General features: G+C 61.0%; 10 protein-coding genes. 3 read left to right on the top strand and 7 right to left on the bottom strand.

Going from position 1 to position 15,469, the window contains the following annotated elements; translation table 11 throughout:
• Positions 1 to 12: 12 nt before the first annotated feature.
• The 6 genes from WNY80_RS15780 to WNY80_RS15755 all read right to left on the bottom strand — a co-directional run bounded on the left by WNY80_RS15780 (position 13) and on the right by WNY80_RS15755 (position 7,928).
• A complete protein-coding gene (locus WNY80_RS15780) occupies positions 13 to 2,226 on the bottom strand; it encodes a 3-hydroxyacyl-CoA dehydrogenase NAD-binding domain-containing protein (protein WP_342888356.1) in 2,214 nt (737 codons plus the stop codon).
• Between the two features lie 16 nt (positions 2,227 to 2,242).
• Positions 2,243 to 3,451 (bottom strand): acetyl-CoA C-acetyltransferase, encoded by a 1,209-nt coding sequence (locus tag WNY80_RS15775; RefSeq protein ID WP_342888355.1) that lies wholly within the window; start codon positions 3,449 to 3,451, stop codon positions 2,243 to 2,245.
• Between the two features lie 31 nt (positions 3,452 to 3,482).
• On the bottom strand, positions 3,483 to 4,136 hold the full coding sequence (locus WNY80_RS15770; RefSeq protein ID WP_342888354.1) for a glutathione S-transferase family protein: 654 nt from the start codon (positions 4,134 to 4,136) through the stop codon (positions 3,483 to 3,485).
• A 4-nt stretch (positions 4,137 to 4,140) separates the two neighbouring features.
• Positions 4,141 to 5,313: an acyl-CoA dehydrogenase family protein gene (locus WNY80_RS15765; protein ID WP_342888353.1), complete on the bottom strand. Its 1,173-nt coding sequence runs from the start codon at positions 5,311 to 5,313 to the stop codon at positions 4,141 to 4,143.
• Between the two features lie 75 nt (positions 5,314 to 5,388).
• Complete coding sequence (locus WNY80_RS15760; RefSeq protein ID WP_342888352.1) at positions 5,389 to 7,185, bottom strand: acyl-CoA dehydrogenase C-terminal domain-containing protein; 1,797 nt, start codon at positions 7,183 to 7,185, stop codon at positions 5,389 to 5,391.
• A gap of 341 nt (positions 7,186 to 7,526) precedes the next feature.
• Positions 7,527 to 7,928, bottom strand: coding sequence for a MerR family DNA-binding transcriptional regulator (locus WNY80_RS15755; RefSeq protein WP_342888351.1), 402 nt, complete (start codon positions 7,926 to 7,928; stop codon positions 7,527 to 7,529).
• A 334-nt stretch (positions 7,929 to 8,262) separates the two neighbouring features.
• Between WNY80_RS15755 and WNY80_RS15750 the strand changes: the two genes are divergently transcribed.
• The 3 genes from WNY80_RS15750 (at position 8,263) to WNY80_RS15740 (ending at position 14,228) form a co-directional block, all read left to right on the top strand.
• The gene (locus WNY80_RS15750) at positions 8,263 to 12,162 is read left to right on the top strand and encodes a peptidoglycan-binding protein (RefSeq protein WP_342888350.1); all 3,900 of its coding nucleotides are present in this window, start codon (positions 8,263 to 8,265) and stop codon (positions 12,160 to 12,162) included.
• Positions 12,163 to 12,495: 333 nt separating this feature from the next.
• The gene (locus tag WNY80_RS15745; protein ID WP_342888349.1) at positions 12,496 to 13,422 is read left to right on the top strand and encodes a sulfite exporter TauE/SafE family protein; all 927 of its coding nucleotides are present in this window, start codon (positions 12,496 to 12,498) and stop codon (positions 13,420 to 13,422) included.
• Positions 13,422 to 14,228, top strand: coding sequence for a TIGR02186 family protein (locus tag WNY80_RS15740; protein ID WP_342888348.1), 807 nt, complete (start codon positions 13,422 to 13,424; stop codon positions 14,226 to 14,228). The genes WNY80_RS15745 and WNY80_RS15740 overlap by 1 nt, the downstream gene beginning before the upstream one ends.
• Positions 14,229 to 14,286: 58 nt before the next feature.
• On the opposite strand, the gene WNY80_RS15735 is transcribed toward WNY80_RS15740, so the two are convergent.
• A complete protein-coding gene (locus WNY80_RS15735) occupies positions 14,287 to 15,216 on the bottom strand; it encodes a hypothetical protein (protein ID WP_342888347.1) in 930 nt (309 codons plus the stop codon).
• Between the last annotated feature and the right edge of the window lie 253 nt (positions 15,217 to 15,469).

Genomic DNA, 15,469 nt, shown 5'->3' with positions numbered 1-15,469 from the left:
ATGGCTGCGCAATCAGGCGGCGGCCTTGTCCTCGCGATAGGGGTTGAACCGGCCGTAGAAGGTTTCGCCCTTCTCGGCCATCTCGACCAGAAGCTTCGGTGCCTTGAACTGCTTGCCGTACTTGCGGGCCAGCACCTTGCACATGTCGACGAACGCCTTGGCGCCCATGGTGTCGATGTAGCTCAGCGCACCGCCGGTGTAGGGCGCAAACCCGAAGCCGAGGATGGTGCCGAGATCGGCTTCGCGCGGATCGGTGACAATGCCTTCTTCCACCGTGCGGGCGGCTTCCAGCGCAATCGCCGCGAGATAGCGGTTCTGCAACTCCTTGACGTCGACCTTGGCAGGATCCTGCTGCGGATACAGCGTCTTCAGTTCCGGCCAGAGATGCTTCTTGGCAGGCTTGGCCGGGTAGTCGTAGAAACCCTTGCTGTTCTTGCGGCCAAGACGGCCTTCCTTTTCGACCATCCGCTCGATCAGAGCCAGGTGCCGTGGGTCGACGGCCTTCTCGCCAAGATCGGCGATGGTGGCGCGCACGATCTTCAGCGACAGGTCGATGGCGACCTCGTCGTTCAGCGCCAGCGGGCCAACCGGCATGCCTGCCATTTTGGCGGCATTCTCGATCATCGCCGGCGGTACGCCCTCGACGAGCATGTTGTAGCTCTCATTCATGTAGCGAAGCACGCAACGGTTGACGAAGAAGCCGCGCGTGTCGTTGACCACGATCGGGGTCTTCTTGATCGCGGCAACATAGTCGAGCGCCACGGCCAGCGCCTTGTCCGAGGTCTTGCGGCCGAGAATGATTTCGACCAGCAGCATCTTGTCGACAGGCGAGAAGAAGTGGATGCCGATGAAGTTTTTCGGACGCTTCGAGTTCTTCGCAAGGCCGGTGATCGGCAGCGTCGAGGTGTTCGATGCATAGACCGTGGTTGGCCGGATCTGCGCCTCGATCGATTCGGTCACCGCCTTCTTGACGTCGCGATCCTCGAACACGGCTTCAATTACCAGATCCGCATCGGCCAGATCGGCGTGATCGGCCGAAGTGGTGATCAGCGACAGCAGCTTGTCACCATCTTCCTTGGTGGTCTTGCCCTTCTGGATACCCTTTTTGACCAGGTCTTCCGAATAGGCCTTGCCCTTCTCAGCCGCGGCAACATCGCGGTCGATCAGCACCACTGGAATGCCGGCCTTGGCCGTCACATAGGCAATGCCCGCGCCCATGAAGCCGGCGCCGACAACGCCGATCTTGCGGAACTTGGTCGGCTTGATGCCTTCGGGACGGCGTGCGCCCTTGTTGATCTCCTGCAGCGAGACGAACAGCGAGCGGATCATCGACTGGGCTTCAGGGGTCTGCAGGATATGGCTGAAATAGCGCTGCTCGATCCGAAGACCGGTGTCGATCGGCACCTGCAGGCCTTCAAAAACGCTCTGCAGGATCGCCTTGGCGGCCGGATAGTTGTCCTGCGTTTCACGCCGCAGGATGGCTGATGCTGCAGGCCACAGCTGTGCACCCTGAGGCGACCAGACCTTGCCGCCGGGCAGCTTGAAGCCCTTGACGTCCCAGGGAGCGACCGGCGACAGGCCGTTCTTGATCATCGCCTTGGCGGCGGAAATCAGCTTCTTGGGTTCGACAACCTCGTGGATCAGGCCCATTGCCTTGGCCTTTGCCGGCGTCAGCGACTGTCCGGTGGTCATCATCTGAAGCGCGTCCTGGGCATTGGTCAGGCGCGGCACGCGCTGGGTGCCGCCGGCGCCAGGAAAGATGCCGACCTTGACCTCGGGCAGCGCCATCTTGACCGATGGCGAATCCGCGGCAACGCGGCCGTGACAGGCCAGCGACAGCTCGAACGCGCCGCCCATGCACACGCCGTTGATCGCCGAGACCCACGGCTTGCCGCAGGTTTCGATCTTGCGGTAGAGCCAGCTCATCCGGCCCACCTGTTCGAACAGCATCTGCTGGGCTTTTTCCGGGTTGTTGCGTTTCTCTTCCGCCATGCCGGCCAGCATGGTCTTCATCATGGTCAGGTCTGCACCGCCGGAAAAGGTCGATTTGCCGGAGGTGAACACGACGCCCTTGACCGCGTCATCGGCGACGAACCGGTCGACCAGCGCATCGAGCTGTTCAAGTGCTGCCTGCGTGAACACGTTCATCGAACGGTCCGTCATGTCCCAGGTGACAAGCGCGATGCCGTCGCTGTCGACGTCTACTGTGTAAATTTCATTGCTCATTGTTCTTCTCCCGGTATCAGACGCGTTCGATGATCGTCGCGGTGCCCATGCCCGCGCCGATGCACAGCGTCACAAGGGCGGTGTTGAGATCACGGCGCTCGAGTTCATCAAGCACGGTGCCCAGGATCATTGCGCCGGTAGCACCCAGCGGGTGACCCATGGCAATCGCCCCGCCATTGACGTTGATCTTGTCGGACGGAATGTCGAAGGCCTGCTGGAAGCGCAGCACCACCGAGGCGAAGGCCTCGTTGAGCTCGAACAGATCAATGTCCTCGATCTTCATCTTGGCGCGCTTGAGAAGTTTCTCGGTCACGTCAACCGGGCCGGTCAGCATCATCGCGGGATCGGAGCCGATATTGGCGAAGGCGCGGATCTTGGCGCGTGGCTCGAGGCCCATTGTCTTGCCGCCGCGCTTGGAGCCAAGCAGCACCAGGCTGGCACCGTCAACGATGCCCGACGAGTTGCCGGCATGGTGAATGTGGTTGATGCTTTCGACTTCCGGATGCGCCTGGATGGCGACGGCGGAAAAGCCACCCATCTCGGCAATCATGCCGAACGAGGCATTGAGGCTTGCCAGCGTCTGCATGTCGGTACCGGGCCGCATGTGCTCGTCACGGTCGAGAATGGTCAGGCCGTTGATGTCCTTGACCGGGACGACGGACTTCTTGAAATAGCCCTGCTCCCATGCATGCGCCGCACGCTTCTGGCTTTCCACCGCATAGGCGTCGACGTCGTCGCGGGTGAAGCCGTATTTGGTGGCGATCAGGTCGGCTGAAACGCCCTGCGGCATGAAGTAGGCCGGGATGTTGACCGAAGGATCCATGAACCAGGCGCCGCCCTGTGCGCCGATGCCGATGCGTGACATCGATTCCACGCCGCCTGCAATGACGATGTCATCGGAGCCATAGGCAATCTTGCCGGATGCGAGGTTGATCGCGTCGAGGCCGGAGGCACAGAAACGGTTGATCTGGATCCCGGGTGCCTCGGTGGCGTAGCCGGCTTCAAAGGTCGCCGCCCGTGCAATGTCACCACCGGCTTCGCCGATGGCATCGACGCAGCCCATGATGATGTCGTCGACCTTGCTGGTGTCCAGTCCATTGCGGTCGCGCAGGGCTTCGAGCATGTGCGAGGCAAGCCGCACTGACGGCACTTCGTGCAGGCTGCCGTCTTTCTTGCCGCGGCCCCGCGGGGTGCGGACGTGATCGTAGACAAATACATCAACCATTGCGGTGATCTCCAGGGTTTTCGTGTTCGGGTCAGGCGGTTGCGGTCGCGGGGTCCATCCCGCTTGGCATCAACTCTTCAGGTCTCTTGTAGCCGGGCAGGGCGGCGATGCGGTCCAGCCAGGCGGCAATGTTGGGGTAGGCGTTCAGGTCCATGCCGATCTGGTCGGGCCAGAACAGGTAGCCGCAGATCGACAGGTCTGCGATTGTCGGGTGGCCGGTGGCGACAAAGTCGCGGCCATCGAGATGCGCTTCCAGCACCTTCCAGGCATTGACCATGCGGGCCTGGAAGAATTGTGTGACGGGATCGTCGGTCTTTTTCTGGAAAACGCTCATGAAGCGGTAGGTCGCCACATAGCTGGTCAGCTTGTGGTTGTCCCACAGCAGCCAGCGCAGGATTTCCCGGCGTTCCGCCTCGTTTGCGGGGCCGAAACGATCGAGTTCCCGTGACAGGTAGTCAAGGATGGCGCCGGACTGGCTCAACACCACATCGCCGTCCGGCCTGTGGTGGGTCAGGACCGGGACTTCGCCCATCACGTTCAGCTCCCGGAATTCCGGCGAGCGCGTCTGGCCGGTAAAGAAGGCGACACGGCGCGGCGCCCAGTCAGCGCCGGCAAGCTCGAGCATCAGCGCCACCTTGTAGGCGTTGCCGCTCTCCAGAAAGCAATCAAGCGTGAATTCGGTCATGGGTTCACAAGCTCCGTGCGATCAGCAGTTTCATGATCTCGTTGGTACCGCCGTATATCCGCTGCACCCGGGCATCGCGGAACATGCGCGCCACCGGGTACTCGTTCATGTAGCCGTAGCCGCCATGCAGCTGCACGCATTCGTCCGCCACCTTGCACTGCAGGTCGGTGGTCAGGTACTTGGCCATCGAGGCGGTGGTCGAGCTGAGCTGGCCCTTCAGATGTTCGCCGACGCAATGATTGACGAACACCCGCGCCATCGTTGCTTCGGATTTCAGTTCCGCCAGCTTGAACTGGGTGTTCTGGAATTCGATCACGGCCTTGCCGAACGCCTTGCGTTCCTTGACGTAATCGATGGTGATCGCCAGCGCCCGTTCGATCATCGAGATCGCCTGGTTGGCAATCAGCAACCGTTCCTGCGGCAATTCCGTCATCAGCTGGGCAAAGCCCTGGCCTTCCTCGGTGCCGAGCATGTTGGCGGTCGGAATCCGCACGTCGTCGAAGAACAGTTCGGATGTGTCGTTGCTCTTGAGTCCGACCTTGTCGAGATTGCGGCCGCGGCGGAAACCTTCGACCTCGTCGGTCTCGACCACCATCAGCGAGGTGCCCTTGGCGCCCTTCGACGGATCGGTCTTGGTCACCACGATGATCAGGTTGGCATGCTGGCCGTTGGTGATGAATGTCTTCGAGCCGTTGATGACATAGTGATTGTCATCTTTTTTTGCCGTCGTCTTGATGCCCTGTAGGTCCGAACCGGCGCCGGGCTCTGTCATGGCGATGGCGCCGATCATTTCGCCCGTGGCCATTTTCGGCAACCACTTCCGCTTCTGTTCTTCCGAACCGAAATGCAGGATGTAGGGGGCGACGATGGCGTTGTGCAGAGCGATGCCGAAACCGTCGGTGCCGGTACGGCCAAGCGCTTCGATGATCGCTGCCTCGTGAGCGTAGGTGCCGCCCGAACCGCCATATTCTTCCGGCATCGAGGCGCAGAGCAGGCCGGCGGCACCTGCGCCTTCCCAGGCGCTGCGGTCGACCATTTCCTGTTTCTCGTAGCGGTCGTAATGCGGGACAACTTCGGCTTCCAGCCAGCGGCTGGCCATGTCCTCGAGCATGGCGACATCATCTTCCATCCAGTCCGGACGGGGTACGCCAAGCACTTCTGATGGCAATGTCGCCATGTCTTCCTCCTGAACCTCCGGGCGGGCGAATGAACGCGCCCGCCGATATTTTCAATTCAAGCCGCGGATTGCCGCTTAAAATGCCTCTTCGGCCAGTTCCATCATGGTGTCGGCACCGGTCTCGATGCGGGTCTTGCGCAGCGAAGTCTCCGGCATGATGCGTTCCATGTAGAACTTGCCGACCAGCAGCTTGGAGGCGAGGAACTCTTCCTTGCCATCCGCGCCGGCATCGCGCTTTTCAACCGCTGCCTTGGCCATCAGCGCCCACATGTAGCCGAGCGCAACAAGCCCGAAGAGATGCATGTAGTCGGTTGATGCCGCTCCGGCATTGTCCGGCTTTGCCATGGCGTTCTGCATCAGCCACATGGTCGAGGCCTGCAGGTCGTTCAGCCCCTTCTTCAAGCCCTTGGTGTAGAGCGCCAGCTCTTCGTTTTCGCGGTTCTCCTCGCAGAAATCACCGACTTCCTTGAAGAAGGCCATGACGGCGCGGCCGCCGTTCTGGCCGAGCTTGCGGCCCACCAGGTCGAGTGCCTGGATACCGTTGGCGCCTTCGTAGATCATGGCGATACGGGCATCGCGGACATACTGGCTCATGCCCCATTCCTCGATGTAGCCGTGGCCGCCGAACATCTGCTGTGCCATCACCGCATGGTCAAAGCCCTTGTCGGTGAGCACGCCCTTGACCACCGGGGTGACCAGCGTCAGCAGGTCATCGGCTTGCTGGACATCGCTTTCGACGTCGGACTTGTGGGCGACATCGGATTTGAGCGCGGTCCACAGCATGAAGGCGCGTCCGGCTTCATTGAAGGCGCGGATGGTCATCAGCGTGCGGCGCACGTCGGGGTGGACGATGATCGGATCGGCCTTCTTGTCCGGGAACTTGGGACCGGACAGCGACCGTCCCTGCAGCCGCTCGCGCGCATAGGCAACGGCATTCTGATAGGCGATCTCGCCCATCGCCTGGCCCTGCAGGCCGACGCCGAGGCGGGCCTCGTTCATCATCACGAACATTGCCTTCAGGCCGGCATTTTCGGTGCCGATCAGATAGCCGGTGGCTTCATCGTAATTCATCACGCAGGTGGCGTTGCCGTGGATGCCCATCTTCTCTTCGAGAGAGCCGCAGGTCACCGGGTTGCGCTCACCCAGCGAGCCGTCGTCGCCAACCATGAACTTGGGAACGATGAACAGCGAGATGCCCTTCACCCCTTCCGGAGCGCCCTCGATGCGGGCCAGAACCAGATGGATGATGTTGTCGGACATGTCATGTTCGCCGGCGGAGATGAAAATCTTCTGGCCGGAAATCTTGTAGCTGCCGTCTGCCTGTGGCACGGCCTTGGTGCGCAACAGACCCAGATCCGTACCGCAATGCGGCTCGGTCAGGTTCATGGTGCCGGTCCAGATACCTTCGATCATCTTGGGAAGGAATTTGGCCTTCTGCTCGTCCGAGCCGTGTTCGTGGATCGCGGCCACAGCGCCCTGCGTCAGGCCGGGATACATCATCAGCGACAGGTTGGCCGAGATCATGTATTCGGAAACGGCGGTGTGCAGCGCGTAGGGAAGGCCCTGGCCGCCATATTCGGGGGATGCTGCCAGACCGAGCCAGCCGCCTTCGCAGTACTGCTTGTAGGCCTGCTTGAAGCCCTTCGGCGTCGACACTGTCGCGTCGTCATGCCGGGTGCAGCCTTCCTGGTCACCGACCTGGTTGAGCGGAAACAGCACTTCTTCGGAAATGCGCGCGCCTTCCTGAAGGATGGCCTCGACGATGTCCGGACTTGCATCCGCAAATCCCGGCAGATTCATGTAGCGCTCATAGCCGAGCACATCGTTGAGAATGAAAAGCGTATCATCGACCGGCGCCTTGAAGACTGGCATGGATCCTCATCCCTTGTAGTTTCGTCGCCGCAGGCACAATAGCCCGGCGATCCTCGTGTCGCTGCTTACTAAATTTTGACGTTTGCGTAAACGTCAAAAATGGAGCTCATTGGGTCAGCAACAGCATCCTGATCCCAAAATCTCTTAAAAACCAGTGTTTTTTCGAGGCGGGGCGCGCAAAAAAACGAAAAAACATCAAGCTGTGTAAGCGAAAATGTAATCTTGGCGATGTCGGAAAAAAGGGGTTGTGGCACTTTGAAGCGGGGCGGCCAACGCGCTGCGCAACAAAAAAACCGCCTCTTGGGCGGGTTGTCGTCAGGTAAATGCCTGCCGGATCGCAGCTATTCTGATTCGGCCAGCATCTCGCGAACCACTGAAATGGTCCGTTCAAGTTCTTCGATCGCGGTGTTGATGGTGGCACGCTGTTCCTCAAGCACCCGCATCTGCGCCTCGCCCTTCGACAAGGCGACCTTGAGCTGGGTGACATTCTTGCCCCGTGGATCATACAGGTCGATCATCCGCTTGACCTCGTTCAGCGAAAACCCGACCCGCTTGCCCAGGAGGATCAGCTTGAGCCGGGCCCGGTCGCGTTTCGAGAAGAGCCGCGTAACCCCGACCCGCGTCGGTTTGAGCAGGCCCTTGTCTTCGTAAAATCGCAAGGTCCTGAGCGTGACGCCGAATTCTTCGGCCAGGTCGCCGATCCTGTAGACCGCTTCATCATGGTCGACGCTGGTGTCAGTCATGTCATTCATCGTTGGCCAAAGCCGCCGTTTCTCTGTTTTCCGGTAAGCTGAATTGCGGTGTGACACTATACCTTACGTCACGTCAAGTCGCAGCAGCTTCGCAAACAAACACAGAGAAAAGTAACCTTGGTTAACGGGTTGTTTACCACGTTTCGCGGAATGTGGGCCTGAAGAGCAGTAAGCCCGGATTCGTTGTATCTTGTTTTTTGCCGGTTTGAAGTCTGGCTTTTCGGTGTTCGGGATTTAGTCCCTGCGGCCCGGAGAGCGATATGGATGTGCTGCGGACGGGGGTGGGGCGACGAGCCCTGGTCAACAACGCGAAGCGGAAACAAAAATGAACGGATCGCGATCTCATTCAAGCAGGCCCGGTGCAAGCGGATCCTCGCTGGATTCGCTCAACCGCACTATAGAGAGCCTGGAAGCGCGAATTGAAACCATGATGGGCCGCAGCGGCAATGCCGCGCCCGGTGGCAGATATCCGGCAAAAGCACCGCAAGCCGCGGCGCCCAAGCCGCAGTCTTCCGGTCTCGGCGGCGATCTGCTTGACGACATTCGTGCCCGGCAGCGCGCGCTTGAAGAAGCGCAGCGCGGCGGATCAGCCCAGACCGCGATGCCGGCAGGCCGCCAGGCGCAGGCAAGCCAGCCCTCCCGGACATCCGCACCCGCCGACACGTTTGCCGCCGCGCGCCAGGACCCAAGGCCGGACCTGAGCCAGCAGCTCGTCAATGAAATGGCGGCGCTGCGCCGCGAAATGGGTGAACTGCGCAAGGAAGCCCGCGATCAGTCGCTGCCCAGGGAACTGCGCCGCGACCTCGCCGGCATTTCGGCTTCGATCGATGCGCTCGGCGCACACGACGGCGGAGCCGATGCGCTCCGGCTTGAACTCGATTCCATGCGCAACATGGTCGATCAACTGGCCCGGGAAGACAGTGTCCGTTCGCTTGAAACACGCTGGCAGTCGATGGAAGAACAGGTCTCCGGCCTGGACATGACCGCGCTCCGCGAAGAGCTGGTCAATCTGGCCTATCGCGTCGACGAAATCCGCGAATTCCTGGCCAGCATGCCCGCATCCGGCCAGGGGCAGGCGATCGAGGACAAGATCGCCGAACTCTCCAATACGATCGAGGCCATGACCCGGCAGACGGTGTCCGCCAGCCCGGATTTGCCCGAGCAGTTTGATATGCTCGGTGCCCGTCTTGATGAAATCACCCGGGCCATTGCAGCCATGCCGGCTCAGACGGCGCCCGCGGTCAACAATGCGCCGTTCGAACGGCTTGAGGCCCGGCTGGCGTCGGTCGCCCAGAAGATCGATGAACTCGAGCCCGCTGCCGTTGAAACGGAAATCGGCAGCCGCATCGAACATCTTGCCGCGCGTGTCGCCCAGCTGGCCGACGAGGAAGCCATCGCGCGCCTGGATGCACGGATTGAAAAACTCCAGTCGTATCTCGAGAACGGCGCCCGTGAAGACCGCATGCCGGAACTGGCCGACCACCTGAACGACATCACCGGCAAGATCGAAGCTCTCGACGCGCGCGGAGTGGATGAATCCCTGATCGCACGGCTGGACAATCTGGCCCACCAGATCGAGAGCCTCTCGATCCCCGCCCCGCAAACAGGTGGTGTGCCGGAAGCAGTCATCGGCCGTCTCGAAGCGCTGATCGGCCGCGCCGAAGCGACTGTCTCGCGCGACATTGATCCGCTGCCCGGACTTGAAACCCTCGACGCCAGGCTGGCAGAGATTGCCAACAGGCTGCAGCAGGCTGAAATCTCTGCTGCTGGCAACGCCCTGCAGCCGGTGAGCGGGCTGGAAAATGTCGAAGCCCAGCTGGCCGAAATTTCGGCCCGGCTCGACCGGCCTTATCTGGAGCAGGCCCCGGCGATGATGCCCGGGATCGAAAACCTGGAAGCCAGGCTCGCCGATATCGCCGACCGGCTGGATATGTCGAGCAATGCCGGAGCCGGCGCCAGCGACCAGGCAATGCGTGGGCTTGAAGACCAGATCGCCAATCTTTCCCGCCTGATCAGCTCTTCGCCGGCAGGCGGGAGTACCGAGGTTATCGAGGAGCGCCTGGCCTCCATCGAGGAACATCTGGCAACCAGCGATGAATTTGTCGTCGAAGCCGCCCGTCAGGCAGCCGAAGCGGCGCTGTCGGCCTATTCCGGCCAGATGGGCAGCGCCCCGTCGCCACAATCGCTCGCCAACATGGAAGTCATCACCGCGCTGGCCGACGATCTCAAGGCGCTCGAAGGTCTGAGCCGCACGACCGAGGACCGGACCACCCGTGCCTTCGAGGCGGTCCAGGAGACCATGCTGAAGATTGCCGAACGGCTGGAGCGCCTCGGTGCGCCTGCGTCGGCATTTTCCGAGACCGCTCATGCAAATGCGGCTGATGCGCACGGCGCCGCCGAAGCCGCGATGCCGCAGGCATCGTCCCGGTCGCTTGACGATGTCATGCCATTGGCAGTTGACCATGAGGACGCTCTTTCGGAACTGTCCCGCTCCCCGGCTGAGTTGAAAGCCCAGGCCGCCCGCTCTCCATCCGAGGCCGCCGCCATGGCTGCGGCCTATGCGGAAAGCCAGGAGGCCGAGGCACAGGAAGGCGACGTGGCATCGCGGTCGGACAGCGCTGGCGACAAGTCTTTCCTTTCCGGCCTGGCTGCACGCATCCGGCCGGGCAAAGATACTTCCAAGTCACAGGCCGAGCCCCAGTTCACCGAAGACGACTCCCCGCCGCTTGATCCGTCCATGGAGATGGATGCGGAAACCGCCAACATGCCGCTCGAGCCGGGTTCGGGCGCTCCTGATATCAACCGCATCCTGCAGAAGGTGCGCGAAGCCCAGGCAGCGGAACGCCAGCGCGGCGGCAGCCCCGCCGACAATGGCTCGGAGAAATCTGAATTTCTCGCCTCCGCCCGCCGCGCCGCCATGGCTGCGGCCGCCGAAGTGGAAACCATCGGCAAGAACCGCTCCGGCGGTGGTGGCGGAATGCTTGAGGTGCTCAAGTCCCGTCGCCGTCCGATCCTGATGGCAGCCGGCGCGGTTTTGCTGGCAGTCATGTCGTTCCCGCTTGTCTCCGGCTTGCTCTCCGGCGGCAATGAGGAAATCTCGGCTGTCGAGCCGGCCATCGTCGAGCCCGCCGAAACGGTCGAGCAGGCCGCATTGTCTGGCGACATTTCGGACAGGCCGGTCGAAATCGAGGAACAGCAACCCGTTGTTGAAACGCGTTTGCCCGAGGTCAGGGTGATCGAACCCGGCACGGACCCTGCATCGCAGGTGACCGAAATGGCGCCGCAAGCGACGTCCCCGGAAGCGACAGCGGCCATTACCCCGCTGGAGGAGACCGCGGAGCCGCTCAGCGATGAGGTTCTGACCGCTGCACTGGATGCGTTGCCTCAGGATGCCGCGACCGCCGCGCTCAAGGCTGCTGCGGCTGCCGGCAATCCGCTGGCCTTCTACGAAATCGGGGCGCGCTTCACCGAAGGCCGCGGCGTTCCGGTCGATCTCAAGTCAGCCGCGACCTGGTATCAGCGTGCCGCCGATCTGGGCCACGCACCTTCCCAGTACCGGATTGCCAATTTCTACGAAAAAGGCAGCGGGCTTGAGCGCGATCTCGATGCCGCCAAGAAATGGTACCAGCTCTCGGCGGAGCAGGGCAACGCAAGCGCCATGCACAACCTCGCCGTTCTCTATGCCACGGCCGGTGCCGTGCCGGATTACGAAAACGCCGCCGAATGGTTCGGTCGTGCCGCCGAAATCGGCGTCCGTGACAGCCAGGTCAACCTGGCGATTCTCTATGCCCGTGGAGATGGCGTCCCTCGCGATCTCGAAAAATCCTACAAATGGTTCGCCATCGCCGCCAATGACGGCGACAAGGATGCCGCGGTCAAGCGCGACGAAGTCTTCAACGCGCTGCGTCCCGAGCAGGTCGAGGCAGCCCGCGCTTCGGTCGCGAACTGGACGGCCCAGCCGATCAACGCGGATGCCAATGAGGTTGAAGTTCCTGCGTCCTGGCAAGGGGCGTCCACGGAAACCGCTGCGGTCGACATGAGCAAGGCAATCCGCAACATCCAGGCCATTCTCAACAACAATGGTTTTGATGCCGGTCCCCCCGATGGCGTGATGGGCAAACGGACAGTCTCCGCGATCAAGCAGTTCCAGGCTTCCATCGGCATGGAACCCACCGGTGAAGTCGACGACAAGCTGGTCCAGGAACTGCTCGCCCGCAACGGCTAAGCCATTCCGCGCAAGGCCTGTGCCCGTGAACCCAAACGGGCACGGTTTTTCCGGTCCGTTGGTGATGGCGTGAATGCAGACGTCTGATTGACTGGCGTAATCGGGCGGTTGCGAATGTGCGTCATTTCAAAGTGTTACCGGAAACTCTTTCCGGTCGATAAGCCTGTTCGGCGCTGTCATGCGCCGCTTGGCCTTAAAAAGGTCAAGAACACCGCCAAAACCGTCCATGGGGGCTGTCATCTGATTTGACACGCACCGCCGAAACGCGCAAAACCGTTTTGTCGGGCTTTCCCCGCGTAACATTTTTCTCGTCATTGACGCCCGGGGGGCAAGGTGACCATTTACCTGCCGATCGCAGAATTGTCGGTCAATATCTTCGTCATCCTCGGGATGGGCGCGGCAGTGGGTTTCCTGTCCGGTATGTTCGGTGTGGGCGGCGGCTTTCTGATCACGCCGCTTCTGATTTTTTACAATATTCCCCCCGCAGTGGCGGTTGCCACCGGCGCCAACCAGGTCGTTGCGTCGTCGGTCTCCGGCGCGCTTGCGCATTTCCGGCGGGGTACGCTTGATATCAAGCTCGGACTTGTGCTCCTGGTCGGTGGTCTGGCCGGCGCAACCGTCGGCATACAGATATTCTCCATGCTGCGCCGTCTTGGTCAGCTGGATCTGATCATCTCGCTGCTTTACGTCGTCTTCCTTGGTTCTGTCGGCGGGCTGATGCTCTGGGAGAGCGTCATCTCGCTGCGCCGCGCGGCCAGGAACAAGCCGGTGTCAATGCGCAAACCGGGTCAGCACAACTGGGTGCACCGGCTGCCGTTCAAGATGCGCTTCAAGCGCTCCAAGCTCTATCTCAGCGTGATCCCGGTCATCCTGCTCGGCTTTGCCATTGGCGTTCTGACCTCGGTGATGGGCGTCGGCGGCGGCTTCATCATGGTCCCGGCGATGATTTACCTGCTGCGCATTCCGACCAGCGTCGTGATCGGAACATCGCTGTTTCAGATCATCTTCGTCACGGCCTTCACCACGATTGTGCAGGCGGCGACCAACTTCTCGGTCGATATCGTTCTCGCCTGGCTGTTGATGGTCGCCGGCGTGATCGGTGCGCAATACGGTGTCCGCGTCGGTCAGAAGATGCGCGGCGAGCAATTGCGCGCCGGCCTTGCGCTGCTGGTTCTGGGCGTCGGCATTCGCCTCGGGTTCGGACTGGTCCTGCCGCCCGATGAAATCTACTCTGTGGTCAGCGGGAGTTTCGGGTTCTGATGCGCTCCGCGGTTTTGTTCTTTGTCCTGCCATTGCTTGCCAGTCTTCCTGCCGCGGCCCAGCTTGCCGATCCGACGGTGACGGTCAACGACAAGTTCTCCGAACGCATAGATATCGGAATTTCCACCAACGAGATCGCCATCACCTCGGATTTCTCCGGCGCCGATATCACCGTTTTCGGCGCGATCGACGGTGCCGACGAATTGCTGCTTGCCACCTTCGCCTATGACGTTGTCGTCGCGCTGGAGGGCCCGCGCAAATCCTCGACGGTGCGGCGCAAGGAGCGTGTCGCGGGGATATGGATCAACCGGCATTCGATCCGCTTTGAGCCGATTCCGGCGTCCTACTCGATGTCGAGCACGAGGCCTCTGGCCGATATCGCCAATCTGATGGAGCTTGCCTCGCGCGATATCGGGATCAACAACATCCGGCTTGTGCCCACCGGCGGCGTCGGCGACGGCTCGCGGCTGACCGAGTTCCGCGATGCACTGCGGCGCATCAAGCAGGCAAGCGGGCTGTACCAGCGCGACCCGACTGGTGTTCAGTTCATCTCAAAGGCGCTGTTCCGCGCCACCGTCCGGCTTCCGGCCAACATCCCGGTCGGTCAGCACAAGGTCCGCGCGGTTCTTTACAAGAACAACCAGTTCGTCATGGAAAAGGTGATCCCGCTCCGGGTGGTCAAGACCGGCCTGGAGCAGTTCATCTACAATTTCGCCCATGTCTATTCGCTCGCCTACGGTATCATCGCGGTGCTTTTGGCAACGCTGACCGGATGGCTGGGCAGCGTCATCTTCCGCAAGGACTGAGGCCCGGTGACCAGCCAGCCCAGGCCACTGGCAGACAGTAGTGCGCGGCGGGGTGGCGCTAGTTCAGAAAGCGGCGGCGAAGCCGGTCGAAAAAACCCATCGGCGCCGCAGACGCGAGTTGCGGCTTTTCATCGGGCTCCACCGGATTGGCTGGTGCGCCGATTCCAAAGACTTCTCGCGGCCGGATCTGCTCATTCGCAAGATCGAACGCCTTCACGACGTCTGCGGAGATTTCCCTGTCTTGATAGCGGCCGTGGAATGTCTTGATTTCAGGACGTCCCTGCAAGGACTTGCTGAACGCCAATGCGTGTGAGGCATCCCCTTTGTAGCCAACCACCAGGACATGCGCTGTCGAGCGCCGGAATGCGTACACTTCAAGCAGCTGAACTCCCGCGCTTTCGAATTGATCTCTGATCGCGTCGAGATAATGCGGGTTGTAGTCGATGCACACGCCACCTCGGTAGTGCTGGAAGACGGCCAGCCCGCCATCCTTGATCTTCGCCAGTGCATCGTAAATCGTGCGGTGGTAGGGCAATTCGCCGTCGGGCCACGTCACGTAGTGATTGGACTGCTCAGGGGTTCGGCGGGGAACAAAGTCCGCCTGTATCGCTTCGCGCCGGAGTTCATCAGGATGGAAGCTGGAGATATAGAGCAGGTCGGTCTGGTTGTCCGGGATGTCCCCGAATGCTTCGGCGGCATCACCGTGGTAAAAGGTCATGCCGTCGCCTTGGCAAAGATCGACATTTACCGGCAGGTCGATGTCGTTCAAGGTGAGGTCGCACCCGGTCTCGTGAAGCCAGAATTCCTCGAACGAATGGCCCGAACCGAGGGAAAGCACGCTCTTGCCTGCGAGCTGATATCGCTCGATCAGGCCGAGCATGGCGTCCTTGCAGTCATCCCGGTTGACTTGGAGTGCCTGGGCATTTCCAAGTTCAGGATCAATGAACAGGGAGAAAAACACGTCAGGTGAAAGGTTGAGTTTGTGCATTGCCACTCCCGTTCGGATCAAAATCCTGCTCAAGACATCCGTTTGCTCGTCTGGTTTCTTCGTTCGATATTGCCTGCATTCCACATCCAGTGCAGCACCTCTTTGCGGTGCAATTTCGCAAGCAGTTAAAAAAGGGATGCGGTTTCGAACAACCGGCAAATGCTGTTGTGCCGTGTCCGATCAATTTGACAGATCTAGTTAGTCTAGAGCGCCATCATGTCAATCGTATTATGCTTTATAAGCGTTGATAACC

The sequence above is a fragment of the Hoeflea sp. AS16 genome (genome assembly GCF_038900095.1).
Classification (GTDB): domain Bacteria; phylum Pseudomonadota; class Alphaproteobacteria; order Rhizobiales; family Rhizobiaceae; genus Hoeflea.
The sequence above is the reverse complement of the archived record's forward strand: the minus strand, read 5'-3'. Positions and strand labels throughout refer to the sequence as shown.